The organism is Pseudomonas sp. zfem002, assembly GCF_032621685.1.
GTDB classification, from domain to species: domain Bacteria; phylum Pseudomonadota; class Gammaproteobacteria; order Pseudomonadales; family Pseudomonadaceae; genus Aquipseudomonas; species Aquipseudomonas japonica.
Genome location: NZ_JAVYJH010000015.1, coordinates 1 through 15,971, shown reverse-complemented (window position 1 = coordinate 15,971; position 15,971 = coordinate 1). Strand labels below are relative to the sequence as shown.

The following is a 15,971-nucleotide window of genomic DNA, read 5'->3' as shown; positions in this document are numbered from 1 at the left end:
AAATTGTGCGGAATTTTAACCACTGCCCTTGCGTAATGGCAGAGCAAATGGCGATATAACCGCAAAAAAACCGAGGTCCCGATGATGCCCCTCAGCACCCTGATCCACCGCGCCAGCCAACCGTGCCCGACCCTCAGCGAACGACAGGCGCGGGCCCTGCTCAACCAGCATTACGGCCTGGACGGGGGCTTGCAGGCGCTGGGCAGCCAGCAGGACCTGAATTTCCGCGTCGACAGCGATCAGGGCCGCTATGTGCTGAAGGTCTGCCATGGTGCCTATTCGGCCGTGGAGCTGGAGGCGCAGCACGCGGCCCTCGGTTATCTGCGCGAGCGCGGGGTGGCGGTGCCGGCGGTGCGCACGGCCCTCGGCGGCGAGCAGTTGCTGGCCCTGGACATCGACGGCCAGGCCGTGCGCGCGCGGGTGCTGGACTACATCGACGGCCAGACCCTGACCCGCCTCAAGCATATGGACGCGCGCCTGATCGCCGAACTGGGCGCGCTGTGCGCCCGGGTCGACCAGGCGCTGGTCGACTTCGCGCATCCGGGGCTGACCCGCACCCTGCAATGGGACCCGCAGCACGCCCAGGCGCTGATCGCCCACCTGTTGCCGGTGCTCGCCGACGGCCCGCGCAAGGTGCGCGTGGAGGCCGCCGCGGCCCAGGCGCAACAGGCCCTGGCGGGGCTCCGGGAGCACCTGCCGATGCAGGCGGTGCACCTCGATATCACCGATGACAACGCGGTCTGGCAGCGCGACGCCGAGCGCCAGTGGCAGTTGCAGGGCGTGATCGACTTCGGCGACCTGCTGCACACCTGGCGCATCGCCGACCTGTCGGTGACCTGCGCCGCGCTGCTGCACCATGCCGAAGGCGATCCGCTGCGCATCCTCCCGGCGGTGTCCGCCTACCACGCCATCAACCCGCTTAGCGAAGCCGAACTCAAGGCCCTGTGGCCGCTGATCGTGGCCCGGGCCGCGGTGCTGGTGCTGAGCAGCGAGCAGCAACTGAGCATCGACCCGGACAACGCCTATGTCAGTGAAAACCTGGCTCATGAGTGGGAGCTTTTCGAGGTCGCCGACAACGTGCCGTTCGCCCTGATGGAAGCGGCGATCCTCCAGTCCGCCGGCCTGACTCCGGCGCCGCTGGATCTGACCGGTTGCGCTCCGCTGCTGCCGGCCCTGGGTGGCCAGGCGGTGACCCGGGTCGACCTCGGCGTGCTCAGCGAGCATTTCAGCGCCGGCAACTGGGAGGCGCCTGGCATCGACCAGCAACTGCTGCTGCAGCATGCCGCGCCGGCATCGTCGCTGTACGGCCAGTACCGCCTGTCGCGCACGCATATCGACAACCCGCGGGAGCCGGAAACCTTCGCCCTGCAGGTCGAACTGCACCTGGCGCCGGGCAGCGAACTGCGCGCGCCGTTCGCCGGGACCTGGCAGGTGGACGGACCGAACAGCGGCTGCCTGCAGGGCGAGCAGATCGGCCTGTGGCTCTGGGGCCATGGCGGCGACCTGGCCGACGGCCAGGCGATCGAGGCAGGGCAGTTGCTCGGGCATGGCGGCAGCAATGTCACCGTGCAGTTGTGCCGGGTTGCCGGCCTGCGCCCGCCCGCCTTTGTCGTGCCTTCCCGCGCCGCCGCCTGGCAGGTGGTGTCGCCATCGCCGGCGGCGCTGCTCGGCTTCGACTGCGACGCTGCGCCGCCGAGCGATGCCCGGGCCCTGCTGGAGCGTCGCGATGCCAGCTTCGCCCGCTCGCAGAAGCACTACTACCAGCAGCCGCCGCAGATCGAACGCGGCTGGCGCAACTACCTGATCGACCTGCAGGGCCGCTCCTACCTGGACATGCTCAACAACGTCGCGGTGCTTGGTCACGGTCATCCGCGCATGGTCAGCGAGGCGGCCAGGCAGTGGTCGCTGCTCAATACCAACTCGCGTTTCCACTACGCGGCCATCGCCGAATTCTCCGAGCGCCTGCTGGCCCTGGCGCCCAAGGGCATGGACCGGGTCTTCCTGGTCAACAGCGGCACCGAGGCCAACGACCTGGCGATCCGCCTGGCCTGGGCCGCCAGCGGCGGTCGCGAGATGCTCAGCGTGCTGGAGGCGTATCACGGCTGGTCGGTGGCCACCGATGCGATCTCCACCTCCATCGCCGACAACCCGCAGGCCCTGACCACCCGTCCGCAATGGGTGCATCCGGTGACCGCGCCGAACACCTACCGCGGCAAATACCGCGGCAGCGCCAGCACCGCCGACTACGTGAAGGACGTCGACGCCACCCTGGCCGAGGTGGACGCCAGTGGCCGTCAGCTGGCCGGCTTCATCTGCGAGCCGGTGTACGGCAATGCCGGGGGTATCCCGTTGCCGCCCGGCTATCTGGAGCAGGTCTACAGCCGTGTGCGCGAACGCGGCGGCGTGTGCATCGCCGACGAGGTGCAGGTCGGCTACGGGCGCATGGGCGAGCACTTCTGGGGCTTCGAGGAGCAGGGCGTGGTGCCGGACATCATCACCATGGCCAAGGGCATGGGCAACGGCCATCCCCTGGGCGCGGTGATCACCCGTCGCGAGATCGCCGAGGCGCTGGAAGCCGAGGGCTATTTCTTCTCCTCCGCCGGCGGCAGTCCGGTGAGCTGCCGGATCGGCATGGCGGTGCTCGACGTGATGGCCGAGGAGGGCCTGTGGGAGAACGCCCGCGAGGTCGGCGGCTACTTCAAGGCGCGCCTGCAGCAACTGGTCGATGAATATCCGCTGGCGGGGGCGGTGCATGGCTCGGGCTTCTACCTGGGCCTGGAGCTGGTCCGCGATCCGCAGAGCCTGGAGCCGGCCACCGAGGAAACCATGATCCTGTGCAACCGCCTGCGTGACCTGGGCATCTTCATGCAACCCACCGGCGACTACCTGAACATCCTCAAGATCAAGCCACCGATGTGCACCACCCGGGCCAGCGTCGATTTCTTCGTCGACAGCATCGCCCAGGTGTTGTCGGAAGACCTGTAGGCCGAGAGTCGCAGCCGGTTAGATCGATTCTTATCGGTTTAACCGGCTTTTTTGTTGCTGGATAAAGTGAAGTGTCGCTTTTAAAGCAGATATTTATCGGCTATAAAGTCCGCCATAGCGATCACATTCTGTACAACCACCGCCCCGTGCCGGGCACAACCAAGGTTCGACCATGAAGACTTTGACCACTACTCCCCGTGCCGATGGCTTCCACATGCCCGCCGAATGGGCGCCGCAGACCCAGATCTGGATGATCTGGCCGGAGCGTCCGGACAACTGGCGCCTGGGCGGCAAGCCGGCGCAGGCTGCGCACAGCGCCGTGGCCCGGGCCATCGCCCGTTTCCAGCCGGTGACCGTCGGGGTGTCCGCCGCCCAGTACGAGAACGCCGTATCGCGCCTGGCCGACGAGCCGAACATCCGCGTGGTCGAGCTTGGCAACGACGATGCCTGGGTGCGTGATACCGGCCCGACCTTCGTCATCGACGACAAGGGCGAAGTGCGCGGCGTCGACTGGGGCTTCAACGCCTGGGGCGGTTTCAACGGCGGCCTGTACGCGCCGTGGAACCGCGACGAGCAGGTGGCCGGCAAGATCATGGGCCTGGAGCGCACCGCGCGCTACGTCACCGAGGGCTTCGTCCTCGAAGGCGGTTCGATCCACGTCGATGGCGAAGGCACCCTGATCACCACCGAGGAATGCCTGCTCAATGCCAACCGCAACCCGCACCTGAACCGCGAGCAGATCGAAGAGATCCTGCGCGAGAACCTGGCCGTCGACACCATCGTCTGGCTGCCGGATGGCCTGTACAACGACGAAACCGATGGCCACGTCGACAACTTCTGCTGTTACGTCAGCCCGGGCGAAGTGTTACTGGCCTGGACCGATGATTCCAAGGACCCCAACTACAGCCGCTGCCGTGCTGCCCTGGCGGTGCTGGAAAGCCAGCGCGACGCCAAGGGACGTTCGTTCGTGGTGCACAAGATGCCGATTCCGGGTCCGTTGTACGCCACCCAGGAGGAGTGCGACGGCGTCGATCTGGTCGCCGGCAGCCAGGAGCGCAACCCGTCGGTGCGCCTGGCCGGCTCCTATGTGAACTTCCTCATCGTCAACGGCGGCATCATCGCGCCGAGCTTCGACGACCCCGCTGATGCCGAAGCCAGAGCGATCCTCGCGCGGCTGTTCCCGGACCATCAGGTCGTCATGGTGCCGGGTCGCGAGCTGCTGCTCGGTGGCGGCAACATCCACTGCCTGACCCAGCAACAGCCGGCAGCGGTAAAACGTTGATCGGCCAGTGAAAAAACAGCCCGTCCCGCGACGGGCTTTTTTTTGCCCGGACGACAGTCGGCTCCCCCGCGTGGCACAGCTTTTGTATTAACTCGTTGGTTAGCGAAAGGATGGGTAGACCGTGTTGCCCACGGTTCTGTCACAAATCCTGAGTAATTTGGTCAGCTCACGCTTCTGGGGGAGTACGTGTGAAATGAATGCTGCACGTGAGTTGGCTTCGCACCCGACAGTCATGAGCCATGAAGCGTTGCGCGTGCTGGCGCAGTGGTTGAAGAACAATGGACCAATCCGGGTCAGGAAGACCGATCCACGGCGTCTGCTGGCGGAGCGTTATCCGGCAGGGCTGATCACCGAAGCGGAGCTCGAGGCTCTGGCGGGGATCTGGCAGGGCTGAAAGGACCGCGGTTGAAATGAAAGAAGGGCGCCACCGAGTACGGTGGCGCCCTTTTTCGTTGGGTTTGCACATGACCCCCGTAGGAGCGCGGCTTGCCCGCGAAAGGACCGCGTCAGCGGTCCCACCCAGGCGATAGGAAAATGGGACCGCTGACGCGGTCCTTTCGCGGGCAAGCCGCGCTCCTACAGGTACAGCGCAGGCGAGTATGCCGTCAGAAGCTGTAGGTCCCGGTCACCACCAGGCTGCGCGGATCGCCGAACTGGATCTGTGCGGCACTGGTGCCCGAGGCGTAGTAGGTCTTGTCGGTGATGTTGCTCAGCGCCGCACGCAGGTCCCAGTCCTTGGTCCGGTAGCCGGCCAGGGCATCCCAGGTGCCGTAGCCGGGCAGGACGATGCTGTTCTTCGTGTCGGCGTAGCGCTGGCCGACGAAGGTCAGGCCGGTCTCGGCGTACCAGCCCAGCTCCGGTTTCCAGGTCAGGAACACGCTGCCGTTGCGCTTGGCCACGTCGGCCACGCGGTTGCCGGCATTGCCTTCGGTATCGTCGACGATGGTCGCGTCCTGCAGGCCGATACCACCGCGTACGTACCAGTTGCCACCCAGTTTGCCGGTCGCGGTCAGCTCGACGCCGCGCGAACGTTGCAGGCCGGTGAGGATCACCCGGTTGCGGTCCAGCGGATCGAGGTTGCGGCGGTTGTACAGTTCCAGCTCGTAGATCGCCAGGGTGGTGCTCAGGCGCTCATCCAGCCAGTCGCTCTTGACCCCGATTTCCTTCTGCCGGGTGGTTTCCGGATCGGTCTCGTTGGTGTTGCCGGTCGCGCCCGGGGTGATGCCGATCAGGCCGCCGCCGGGTGGCGAGAAGGTCTTGCTCCACGAGGCATAGAACGAGTGCTCCTTCCACGGCGAATAGACCACGCCGAGACGCGGGCTGGTGCCGGTGCTGTCCTGTTTCTCGGTCTTGCCGCTGACGCGGCTGCTGGTTTCCACCTCGAAACGGTCGAAACGCACGCCGGCCAGGATCTGCCACTGATCGTTCAGGCGAATCTGGTCCTGCAGGTACAGGCCGCTGCTGCTGACATCGGTGTGGTTGTTGCTGGACACGGTCATGCGGCCGGTGTGCTGCAGACGATGATTGGGGTTGTAGACGTTCACCGACGGCACGCTGGTGCCACCGCTGTGCAGCAGCGAGTTGCGCCGTTGTTCGCCCAGTTCCAGGCCGACCAGCAGGGTGTGTTCGAGGCCGTAGGTGTCGAGGCGGCCTTCGGCTTCGAGGTTGTTGAACAGGTTGCGGGTTTCCAGGTCCTGCTGCCAGCGCTGGCGGGTCACCAGGCCGGTGGCCGGGACATAGCCGGTCAGGTAGGTGTTGTCGAAGGTGCTGTCCAGGGTGATCAGGCCGAGGGTGTGGCGCAGCTGCCAGTTCTCGTTCAACTGGTAGTTCAGGCGCGAGCGCAGCGACTCGGTCTTGTCGTCGATGTAGTCGCGGTGGGTGTCGCCGTAGGTGGTGCTGCGGCTGACGTCCACCGGGCGGCCGGTCAGCGGGTTGCCGGGAATGCCGCGGTCGGGGGTGCGGTTGAAGCGGCTGTACTCGTACTGCACCAGCCAGTTCAGGTCCGGGGTCAGCTGCCAGCTCATCGACGGGGCGAACAGCTGGCGGCTGCCATCGATGCCGTCGCGGAAGCTGTTGTTGTCACGGTTGCCCATATTCAGGCGCAGGCTGATGGTGTCGCTGGGGTCGGCGCTGAGGTCGGCGTACAGGCTGCGCAGGTCTTCGCTGCCGCCCTGGGCTTCGATGCTGGAGCGGCGGCCGGCCTCCGGGGCCTTGCTCACCCGGTTGATGATCCCGCCCTGGCTGCCACGGCCGTAGAGCACCGCCGCCGGGCCCTTGAGGACCTCGACCCGCTCGATATTGTGCAGGTCGCGCACGTACTGGCTGTCGTCGCGGATGCCGTCCAGATAGAAGTCGTTGCTGGCATCGAAGCCGCGGATGCGCACGCTGTCGAAACGGGTGTCGGCCCCGCTGCTGACGTTGGGCAGGCCGCTCAGGGCCTTGCCCAGCTCGTTGGTGCCGTAGTCCAGCACGTTTTCGGTCTTGATCGAGTCGACGGCCTGCGGCACGTAGCGCACCGGGGTCGAGGTACGGGTGGCGGTGGTGACCTCCTTGACCCGCGGATCATCGCGCTCGCTGTCGCTTTCGGCGGTGACCGACAGCTCCGGCAGGGTGGTGCTGGCGGCCATCGCCAGGCTGGAACCGAACAACAGGGAAAGGCCCAGGGACAACGGGAAAAGGCGGCAGTGGGAAGGCATTGGAATGAATATCCGGAGATGGTTTTGAGTGTTATGCAAGGCGCGCGAATGATAATGCTTGGCATTTACAAACGTTAACCTTTTAGTTGCACGTCTCTCGGATATTTGTATCTAAATGTATCGAGAATGATTCTTGAGTTTTTGCCGGGAAAACCCGAACAACTCGCAGGCATTTGCGCTGTATGAGGGAGTTTTGGCGTTTGGCACACTCAGCCGAATCGGTCGAATTCGTAGGAATTCATGAGGCAAATCACGAAAAAGATGAAACTTGCCATCATCTGTTCACGATTTTTTGACATGCCGTTCCGCCCACGGCTAGGATTCGACCCAACGCCTGTAGGCCCATTGGCCGTGACTCGAAGAATAAAAGGCCCGCTGCGATCGCTCGCACGCGGGCTTTTCATTTGCAGTCCGTGAGCGTCAACCCACGCAGGGGGCGTGGTCTGGCGTTTGGCCACAGCGCGTATCAAATCACGTAATAAGGAAAACAAGATGTTGAAAACCCGGATCAGTCTGCTCGCACTGGGGCTCATGGCCGCTACTCAAGCGATGGCCAACGACCAGGCCGCCTCCAAGGGCTTCGTCGAAGACAGCAGCGCTACCCTGCTGCTGCGCAATGCCTACATGAACCGTGACAAGAAGCACGGCAACCCTGACCAGATGCAATGGGGCCAGGGTTTCATCGGCAAGTTCAGCTCCGGCTTCACCCAGGGCACCGTCGGTGTCGGCGTCGACGCTTTCGGCCTGTACGGCGTGCGTCTGGATGGCGGCAGCGGCCACAACAGCGGTGGCGGCATCGACTTCTTCAAGCGTGGCGACAGCGGCAATGCCCAGCACGACATCTCCCGTGGTGGCGCAGCGGTCAAGTTCCGCGTCTCCAACACCGTGCTGAAGTACGGCGACCAGATGCCTGCGCTGCCAGTACTGCAATACGACGACGCCCGTCTGCTACCAGAGAGCTACACCGGTACTTCGATCAACTCCAAGGAAATCGAAGGCCTGGAGCTGAACGCCGGTCGTTACACCCGTGAAGCGCGCAAGTCCACCGAGCAGCGTGACAGCGGCCTGAAGTCGATCAACGTCTTCGGTGGTAGCTACAAGTTCCTGCCGAACCTGACCGCCTCGCTGTACACCTCCGATGTCGAAGACGTGCTGAAGAAGCACTACCTGGGCCTGAACTACGTCCACGCCATCGCCAAGGACCAGTCCCTGACCCTGGACTTCAACGGCTACAAGTCGGACATCGACAAGAAGTACGTACAGAAGGCTGGCCTGACCGGCGACGACAACACCATCTGGAGCCTGGCGGCGACCTACGCCTTCGGTCCTCACTCGGTGACCCTGGCGCACCAGCGCAGCACCGGCAGCACCGGCTACCAGTACGGCTGGTACCAGAACCAGGGCGGCGTGGGTGACGGTGGTTCGACCATCTACCTGGCCAACTCCTACTGGTCCGACTTCAACGCTGAAGACGAGCGTTCCTGGCAGATCGCCTACGGTCTGGACTTCGGCGCCTTCGGCGTACCGGGCCTGACCTACAACATCGCCTACGTGCGTGGTGACAACATCAACACCCACGGTCTGGGTGAAGGCACCGAGCGCGAAATCTTCAACCAGGTCAAATACGTCGTTCAGGAAGGCCCTGCCAAGGACCTGAGCCTGAAACTGCGTGGCTCCTGGCTGCGTACTTCGGACAACGTCCGCGTCAACGGCTACAACGACGACGGCAACGAAGTCCGTATCTTCGTCGAGTACCCGATCAGCATCTTCTGATTCTGATGTCGTAGAGAAAGGGGCCGCTTATGCGGCCCCTTTTTTTTCCGGTCTTTGGTGGGTTTGGGCTATTGCCGGTTACCGTTCGGCCGTAACCTGTGGCGAATTTGAAAGGTTGCGTATACGTTACTTTTAACTCTTATTGTTACGAATGCATAACATGGACCCAAGCCTTATCCTGACGCGCCTCGCCTCGCAAATCCGCGTGCGTCGCCTGAACCGAGGATTGACCCAGGCCGAGCTTGCCTCTTTGGCAGGATTGACCCGGCAGAAAGTCATCGCCGTTGAAAAAGGCAGCCCCTCGGTAGGCATGTTTGCCTATGCCAATGTCCTTGCAGCGCTGGATGGCGAGCTTGAGGTCATACCCGCAGCCATGCCAACGCTGGATGAAATCCACGGGTTGTTCGATTGAAACGCGCATCGATGAAGGTCACCACGCCCCAGGGAGAGAGCGGGAGCATTCTGAGTGGCGTGGACAATTGCCTGTTTCGTTACCAGGAAGCCGCGGATCAGCGCGCCGCCATCAGTCTGTTGATGCCCGTACGGGCTGACGAATACCGAAGCCGCGACCTGCACCCTATCTTCCAGATGAACCTGCCGGAAGGTTATGTCCTTGAGCAGTTGCGCAATCGCTTGGCGAAGCTGGTCAATGTCGACCCGATGCTACTGCTGGCCCTGTCTGGCAGCAGTGCACCGATAGGCCGGGTCACGGTGAGTTCGCAGGCTGTCGATGCCCTGCTGGAGCGTCAGCAATTTCGAGGTGAGAAGCTGGAAGAAATTCTGGCCTGGGACGGCGCCGAAGACATCTTCGCCGATCTGGTGGATCGCTACATTCTGCGCGCGGGTATTTCCGGTGTTCAGCCAAAGGTGCTGGTGCCCGAGCAGGCAACCGACAATTCCCAGCGTTTTACCTCGAAAACGTCCGACTTGATCATCAAGAGCGGCCGCGGTGATTTTCCTGGCCTGGCCATCAACGAATTCCTCTGCATGTCGATGGCCAGGGAGTCCGGCCTGACGGTGCCGGAATTCCATCTTTCGGACAACGCCAGGCTGTTTGTGATGCGGCGCTTTGATCGTGATGCGCAGCTTTATCCCATCGGGTTCGAGGATATGGCCGTACTGATGGGCCTTTCCACCGAGCAGAAGTACAGCAAAAGCTACGCGGCGATTGCCAAGGCGATACGTTTGTTCTGTGCTCCTGAGCATCAACAACGCTCATTGTCGGAGCTTTTCGCCAGCGTTGCCCTCAGTTGCATCGTCGGCAATGGCGATGCCCATTTGAAGAACTTCGGCCTGCTGTATTCCGACCCAACCCGGCGTGATGCGCAGTTGGCGCCGGCGTACGACATCGTCAACACCACCGCCTATATACCCGAAGATGTGCTGGCACTGGATCTTGCCGGCAATAAATCGTTGTTCGCCTCACGCCAGGGGCTGCTGGATTTCGCCACGCATTGCAATGTGGAGCGGCCTGCCGATGTCCTGCGCAATCACCTGGAGTCCCTCGAGCGGGTGCTGGCCCGGTTCCCCGAACTGTGCGAACAGGCGCCGCAGGTCGTTGCGGCAATCAGAAAGAGCGCAGAGCCGTTCGCTCGTACATTCGGAGGTTGAACAACGGGGGAAGGTGTATGGGCAGGTGTTGTAGGTGTTCGGGTGTTGATCCCCTGCCACAAGTGAGCACCTTTGCCACTCACCTGAACGACCTCGATCATGCCGACGGCACTCACTGCTGCCCTGCGATCCGATAGCGCGTACTGCGCCCACCTGCGGATAGTTTTTCCAGCACACCTTTCTTCAGCAGATCCGCCAGATGCCGTGTTGCCGTCGCCTTGCTCACCTTGGCGACGGCCTGGTACTGCGCGGCGCTGATGCCGTCTTCGAAGCCTTTGGTGCCGCCGTCGAGCAAGCGGTTCACCACCTTCAACTGTTCTGCCGACAACGGCGTCTGCCGATGCGTCTGCCAGAAACGCGCCTTGTCCAGTACACGGTCGATGGTGGCCAGCGATTGTTCCATCGCCGCCAGCAGGGTCTGCAGGAACCACACCAGCCACTGCGTCACATCCAGCGTGCCTTTCTGGGTCTGCTCGAGGATTCGGTAGTAACTCTGGCGGTTGTCGAGAATGCTCGCCGACATGGCATAGAAACGAATCGCCTGGCGCTCGCCCTGGGCCAGCGCCAGATCGGTGAGGGCGCGGGTCAGGCGGCCGTTGCCGTCGTCGAAGGGGTGCAGGGTGACGAACCAGAGGTGGACGAGACCGGCGCGCAACAGCGGCTCAAGGGGTCGTGAGTCGCCATTGAACCAGTCGATGAAGGTGTCCAGCTGTTGCTCCAGGCCCTTGCGCGGCGGCGCCTCGAAATGCACGACCGGGCGGTCCAGGCGTCCTGAAACCACCTGCATCGGTTCATCGCCGCGCAGGCTGCCGACATGCAGGGGGCGATGGGCCAGGCTCGTCTCCTGGTTCGGGAACAGCAACTCGTGCCAGTGCAGCAGACGCTCCAGTGTCAGGGAGTGGTCGGGTTGGGCAATGGCGTCGAGCATCAACTCGGCAAGGCCTTCGCTGCGTGCGGTGGTCTGGTTCGCGTCGGGTTCATCCACACCCAGCCGGCGGGCCAGAGAGGAGCGCACCGAGCTGGCATTGAGTGTTTCGCCTTCGATGGCGGAGGATGTGACGATGTTCTGCAGCAGGGCATCGAGCATGCTCTGGCGGCATTGTGCGTCGCCGACCGAGCCCATCTTGCCGAGCAGATGACCTTGTTGATGAACACACTGACGCAGCAGGTCAGCAAGTTGATCCACGTGCCAGTGAAAGGCTGGCCAGTGCGGCTGTTGCCAGATCCAGAACGGTACCATCGCTACCTCCGAGCCGAATAAACTCATTATTCGGCTCATGATGCGAGCCGAATAATGAGTTTATTCGGCTCACGAGCGTTGGCAAGGGATGCTCGGCCCATTCGTCTTCCGATCAGCCATTCTGGCTGAGTGCTTCCTGGAGCGAACGGCCTTGGGCAGTGAGGCGATAGCGTTGCAAGCGACTGCGGGGTCTGTCGGGTATTGTCATTTCGATCAAGCCATTGGTCAGGGCAGGTTTCAAGTACGCACTTCGAAAGTAGTCCTCATGTTTGAGACCAAGGGCATCCTGCATATCCGAGCGTTTCATCTCTCCGCGTAACGTCCTGACAAGCCTCGCGACTTCCCCGGTGACTTCCCCGGTGACTTCCCCGGTGACTTCCCCGGTGACTTCCCCGGTGACTTCCCCGGTGGGAAGGGGAGGGTGGCTTGAACGCTCGGCATTCACCAGCAGGTCTGCGGGTGTTTCGCCAGGCCAACGATAGCGGGTGCCTTTGCCATGGCCTTGCTTTACCAGCCATCCCGCATTTGCCAACTGGCTCAGATGCTCACCGATGACGCGAGGGTGTTCCGAGCGTTGGGGCTGGAGGTCGAGATTGCGTACTTCGCCGAAGCTGTGCGCGATGATCAGGATGGTTCGGCTCAAATCATCCAGTGCGGGGTACGCATCGCCGACCAATGCCCGCAGTTCGCGTTCGACGTCTTCTGGAATCATGCTTGCCAGTGGCAGGTTGATTTCCGTCATTTCCAGGCCAATCAGCTCGGAGACCAGCGGAACCAACCAATTCTGCTCGCGCCACGCCCTTACGATGCGCTGGAATCCTGACCCCGCACGTTCACCAAGCCCCAGCAACTGGAACATTTTCAGCAGATCGGGGTTGCGTGGGTCGCTCACACCTCCTTGGTAGAGCTGATCACGGGGAACTCGTAACAAGCCGGGATTACTGAAAACGAACGAGTCTGATCGGCGAATGACGGTAATGGGTCGGCTGGATTGGTGATCGGCGTGGACCAGGCTATTGACCAACGCTTCGCGCAACGCCTCATGAACGTGGGTTTCGCCTTGGCGAGTGCCGAGACGATCAGTCTTGAAGGGGACGTCCAACTCTTTGCTGAGGCGCGGGAATACGCCGTAGTAGAAGTTGAAGAGGTTGGGTACCCATTTGCCGTCAGGTGTCAGTCGATAGGTCCAGCGTACGTCAGGGTCGCTGGTCAGTTGTTCTTGATAATCCAGTTGATAATGCGGCAGCGCATCGAGCAGGCTGCGTTCCTTGCCGAACATCAGTAACCCGGCAAGTGTCACCCCCTCTTGTCCGCTCTGCCGATCACGGCGCCAGGCACCCAGGCTTTCGAGAAAGGTCTTTTCATCTTGAGCCAAGAAAGGGTGGTCTGGGTCGCGAGCGGAAAAGCGATTGCGAAACGCGGCCAAGGTGGCATCGTCCAGGTCTTGGCGCTGAAAACCAGGCAGCAGCCTGGCGTCCTGAGCTTCGTCCGAGGCGTCACGCAACATCTGTTTGACCTCGGCTTCAGAGCACCGATAGTCACCTTCATGGTTGCGCTTGTAACTGCCAACCAGCGGATTGCCATTGAGGTACACAGGACGCTGCTGCCGCTTGGCGCGTGGGACCTGGATGATGAGCACTTCGCCATCCCCGGTGGGCAAGACAGTCAGATCGCTGTCCCGACACAATGGGGCGCTGAGCTTTTGCGGGTTGTTATGCAAGTCCCAGAATGCCTTGCGCAAAGCACTGGTATCCCGCAGCGGTTCCAGGACGCAGGCGCCTCGGCGCTCTACGACGCCCAGGACAATGCAACCCCCTTCGCTATTGGCCATGGCCGAAAACGTTTCCCATAACGACTTGGGCAAGCCGCCGCTAGCGGACTTGAACTCGACTTCCTGATCTTCGCCAAGCTGCAGCAGGTTCAGCAGCGCATCCAGAGTCATGGAGGCTTGCGGCATTAGGTTCTCCTCGGGCGGCTGCTTTTTTCGCAGGTTGATTGGTAACGATACCTCAACGATGCCGATGGCAGTGTTTCCTTGCCTCCTCCGGGGTTGGACGGTAGGCTTTCGCGGTCGCTGCACATCAGCGATCGGGTTTGGTCGCCCGGAATCACACAGTAGTCGCGCAGATGCCTGACTTTTTCTTGTTGGCGTTTTTCAAACGCCGGCAATACCGTGTCATGGCAGCTGTGCGTGGGAGGGCCTCGGCCCTGCCGGGTTCCTACTGTGCCCGGTCGACCAACCTGCGTACAGCTGCCACCCTTTGTTTGGTCGCAAGCGGGTGAAGGCTCAACTCACAGTAGGGGATTCACCATGAACAAGATCGTTCCAGATCCACCCTCTGCCATCTTCGGCAAAACGGCCATGGTCGCCTTCGGCCACTGCAAGGCCGGACACAATCCCATGTTCACCGTCCGCGCGGGAATCGAGGCGGAAGACGCGCTCGTCCAGGCATCCCTGCTGATCAAAGGGATCCACGACACCCTCCAGCAACTCACTGAATTCGCCGAAGAGGTGCCCAGGAACGGGATGCTCTTCTCGTCGATGTATTCGGCGGAAATGGCGAAGGGGTTGGTGGATGCGGTGCTCGACGGCATCGAGATGGGGCGTATGGGTGTGAGCAACTAGCGCTTCGTTGCGGGGAGGCTCACCGCGAGGTGGGCCTTTTGATTCAGGCCTGGGCCAGTTTTTCGAGAAAGCGCATCAGCAGACTCTCTTCTTCCCGCAGCCCCTTGCGCGCCGCGGCCATGCGCAGGCCGGCCAGCTCTCCGGCGTGGAAGGCCTCGATCAATGCCGGGTGGATATAGCACTTGCGGCACACGGCCGGCGTATTGCGCAGCTCGCGGGCGACTTCCTTGATGATTGCCACCACATGCTTTTTCGCCGTGGTCTCCGGTTGCCATTCCAGTTCACGCAGCAGAGTCAGGGCCAGCGCGCTGCCGGCCCAGGTGCGGTAGTGCTTGGCGGTGAATTCGGCGCCGGTCAGTTCCTGCAGATAGCGATTGATATCGCTGGACGTGACGCTGTGGCGTTCGCCGTTCTCGTCCAGGTACTGGAACAGCTGTTGGCCGGGCAATTCCAGGCAGCGCTTGATGATGCGCGCCAGACGCCGGTCGTTGACGCTGACCTCATGCTCGATGCCGCTCTTGCCGCGGAAGTGGAAGCGAATGGTGCTGCCGCTGACATCGACATGACGGTTGCGCAGGGTGGTCAGGCCGTAGGAGCGGTTCTGCTCGGCGTAGCGGGTGTTGCCGACGCGGATCAGGGTTTCGTCGAGCAGGTGGATGACGGTGGCGAGGACCTTTTCGCGACTGTGCTCGGTCAGGGCCAGGTGTTGCTGCAGGGTTTCGCGCAGGCTGGGCAGGGTCTTGCCGAAGGCCAGCAGGCTGGCGTACTTGTCTTCGTCGCGAATCTCGCGCCAGCGCGGGTGGTAGCGATACTGCTTGCGGCCCCGGGAATCGCGGCCGGTGGCCTGGAGGTGACCGTTGGGGTCGGGGCAGATCCACACGTCGGTGTAGGCGGGTGGAATGGCCAGGGCGTTGATGCGCTGGATCTCTTCGGGGGCGCGGATGCGTTGGCCCTGGGCGTCGAAGTAGGCGAATTTGCCGCGGAGCTTGCGGCGGGAGAGGCCCGGGGTGGTGTCGTCGACGTAGTGGAGGCCGGCGGGGAGGGTTTGGAGTTCGCTCACGGTAGGCATCGCTCGGGGGCTGGGCGCTGGGGTTGTCGAGGCAAACCTTGGTGCCGCTATCGATACTACTTAGCCCGTGAGGTGGATGATTTAGTTCAAGGTAGTTTCCAGGTGACCGTTATTCCGTTGGATGGCGTGACGTAGCCTGGTTTCTTCATGTGGAAGCCAATGTCATTACAGTGAGTCAGCCATCATGGCCACTATCAATGTGGGTATCGACGACGATCTCAAAAACCGGGCCTATCGCGAGCTTGAGAAGCTGGGTGTCACGCTTTCCGAGTTCATGCGTCAAGCGCTGCAGTATGTTGCTGCGCGCGGGGAGCTCCCCTTTAAACCTGTGCTACTGGTGGGTAAAACGTCATAAACGAAAAACCCGCCAAAGGGCGGGTTTTAGGGGCTTCCAAGGCATTCGGTGGAGCGCGATGGAGCTGGATATGGTGCGGCACTAGGAATCGAAAAATATAGTAAGCTTCTGATCTATAAGGTTTTTAAATCAATTCACATGAGCCAGTATCTCTAAAACTACCCTAAGGCTCTGTCTGATAGTCCAAGACACATAACTAGCTCTAGGGATTCTCCGATCAAGTCAGCACAGACCATCTGAGCTGTGCTGAAATAGCCCTCCGCCCAACTGCCCCCCGAGCAAGCCTCCACCCCATGAGTCAGATGAGTTTTTCCGATTTCGAGTACGCCGGTAA

General features: G+C 62.1%; 11 protein-coding genes and 1 pseudogene. 8 read left to right on the top strand and 4 right to left on the bottom strand.

The genetic code is table 11. The features are described from left to right. Positions 1–84: 84 nt before the first annotated feature. From RTI28_RS17710 to RTI28_RS17700, 3 genes are all read left to right on the top strand, one after another. Positions 85–2,985: an aminotransferase gene (locus RTI28_RS17710; protein ID WP_316921668.1), complete on the top strand. Its 2,901-nt coding sequence runs from the start codon at positions 85–87 to the stop codon at positions 2,983–2,985. A 172-nt stretch (positions 2,986–3,157) separates the two neighbouring features. Beyond that, on the top strand, positions 3,158–4,267 hold the full coding sequence (gene aguA, locus RTI28_RS17705) for an agmatine deiminase (RefSeq protein WP_316921667.1): 1,110 nt from the start codon (positions 3,158–3,160) through the stop codon (positions 4,265–4,267). 193 nt (positions 4,268–4,460) lie between these two features. Next, positions 4,461–4,661, top strand: a complete 201-nt coding sequence (locus RTI28_RS17700; protein ID WP_316921666.1) for a hypothetical protein — start codon at positions 4,461–4,463, stop codon at positions 4,659–4,661. 211 nt (positions 4,662–4,872) lie between these two features. On the opposite strand, the gene RTI28_RS17695 is transcribed toward RTI28_RS17700, so the two are convergent. Beyond that, positions 4,873–6,963, bottom strand: coding sequence for a TonB-dependent siderophore receptor (locus RTI28_RS17695; RefSeq protein WP_316921665.1), 2,091 nt, complete (start codon positions 6,961–6,963; stop codon positions 4,873–4,875). A 492-nt stretch (positions 6,964–7,455) separates the two neighbouring features. On the opposite strand from RTI28_RS17695, the gene RTI28_RS17690 reads away from it, so the two are divergent. From RTI28_RS17690 to RTI28_RS17680, 3 genes are all read left to right on the top strand, one after another. Continuing rightward, positions 7,456–8,736: an OprD family porin gene (locus tag RTI28_RS17690; RefSeq protein WP_316921664.1), complete on the top strand. Its 1,281-nt coding sequence runs from the start codon at positions 7,456–7,458 to the stop codon at positions 8,734–8,736. A gap of 160 nt (positions 8,737–8,896) precedes the next feature. Beyond that, positions 8,897–9,148, top strand: a complete 252-nt coding sequence (locus RTI28_RS17685; RefSeq protein ID WP_316921663.1) for a helix-turn-helix transcriptional regulator — start codon at positions 8,897–8,899, stop codon at positions 9,146–9,148. An 11-nt stretch (positions 9,149–9,159) separates the two neighbouring features. Next, positions 9,160–10,347: a type II toxin-antitoxin system HipA family toxin gene (locus RTI28_RS17680; protein ID WP_316921662.1), complete on the top strand. Its 1,188-nt coding sequence runs from the start codon at positions 9,160–9,162 to the stop codon at positions 10,345–10,347. A 112-nt stretch (positions 10,348–10,459) separates the two neighbouring features. Here the strand turns inward: RTI28_RS17680 and RTI28_RS17675 are convergent, their stop codons facing one another. Both RTI28_RS17675 and RTI28_RS17670 read right to left on the bottom strand, forming a co-directional pair. Beyond that, the gene (locus RTI28_RS17675; RefSeq protein ID WP_316921661.1) at positions 10,460–11,587 is read right to left on the bottom strand and encodes a Fic family protein; all 1,128 of its coding nucleotides are present in this window, start codon (positions 11,585–11,587) and stop codon (positions 10,460–10,462) included. Positions 11,588–11,699: 112 nt separating this feature from the next. Then, positions 11,700–13,544 (bottom strand): Fic family protein, encoded by a 1,845-nt coding sequence (locus RTI28_RS17670; protein WP_316921660.1) that lies wholly within the window; start codon positions 13,542–13,544, stop codon positions 11,700–11,702. A 354-nt stretch (positions 13,545–13,898) separates the two neighbouring features. Between RTI28_RS17670 and RTI28_RS17665 the strand changes: the two genes are divergently transcribed. Next, positions 13,899–14,213 carry a DUF3077 domain-containing protein gene (locus RTI28_RS17665; protein ID WP_316921659.1) on the top strand — a complete coding sequence of 105 codons (315 nt, stop codon included), beginning with the start codon at positions 13,899–13,901 and terminating at the stop codon, positions 14,211–14,213. 43 nt (positions 14,214–14,256) lie between these two features. Here the strand turns inward: RTI28_RS17665 and RTI28_RS17660 are convergent, their stop codons facing one another. Then, positions 14,257–15,282 carry a DNA topoisomerase IB gene (locus RTI28_RS17660; protein ID WP_316921658.1) on the bottom strand — a complete coding sequence of 342 codons (1,026 nt, stop codon included), beginning with the start codon at positions 15,280–15,282 and terminating at the stop codon, positions 14,257–14,259. A 184-nt stretch (positions 15,283–15,466) separates the two neighbouring features. Between RTI28_RS17660 and RTI28_RS17655 the strand changes: the two are divergent. Beyond that, positions 15,467–15,619: pseudogene (locus RTI28_RS17655) on the top strand (type II toxin-antitoxin system RelB/DinJ family antitoxin); the annotation flags it as partial. Positions 15,620–15,971: the final 352 nt, after the last annotated feature.

Coding starts and splice junctions, on each gene's coding strand:
- RTI28_RS17670 (WP_316921660.1), bottom strand. CDS start 13,544: ATGCCGCAAGCCTCCATGACTCTGGATGCGCTGCTGAACCTGCTGCAG.
- RTI28_RS17660 (WP_316921658.1), bottom strand. CDS start 15,282: ATGCCTACCGTGAGCGAACTCCAAACCCTCCCCGCCGGCCTCCACTAC.
- RTI28_RS17700 (WP_316921666.1), top strand. CDS start 4,461: ATGAATGCTGCACGTGAGTTGGCTTCGCACCCGACAGTCATGAGCCAT.
- RTI28_RS17675 (WP_316921661.1), bottom strand. CDS start 11,587: ATGGTACCGTTCTGGATCTGGCAACAGCCGCACTGGCCAGCCTTTCAC.
- RTI28_RS17695 (WP_316921665.1), bottom strand. CDS start 6,963: ATGCCTTCCCACTGCCGCCTTTTCCCGTTGTCCCTGGGCCTTTCCCTG.
- RTI28_RS17690 (WP_316921664.1), top strand. CDS start 7,456: ATGTTGAAAACCCGGATCAGTCTGCTCGCACTGGGGCTCATGGCCGCT.
- aguA (WP_316921667.1), top strand. CDS start 3,158: ATGAAGACTTTGACCACTACTCCCCGTGCCGATGGCTTCCACATGCCC.
- RTI28_RS17710 (WP_316921668.1), top strand. CDS start 85: ATGCCCCTCAGCACCCTGATCCACCGCGCCAGCCAACCGTGCCCGACC.
- RTI28_RS17685 (WP_316921663.1), top strand. CDS start 8,897: ATGGACCCAAGCCTTATCCTGACGCGCCTCGCCTCGCAAATCCGCGTG.
- RTI28_RS17665 (WP_316921659.1), top strand. CDS start 13,899: ATGAACAAGATCGTTCCAGATCCACCCTCTGCCATCTTCGGCAAAACG.
- RTI28_RS17680 (WP_316921662.1), top strand. CDS start 9,160: ATGAAGGTCACCACGCCCCAGGGAGAGAGCGGGAGCATTCTGAGTGGC.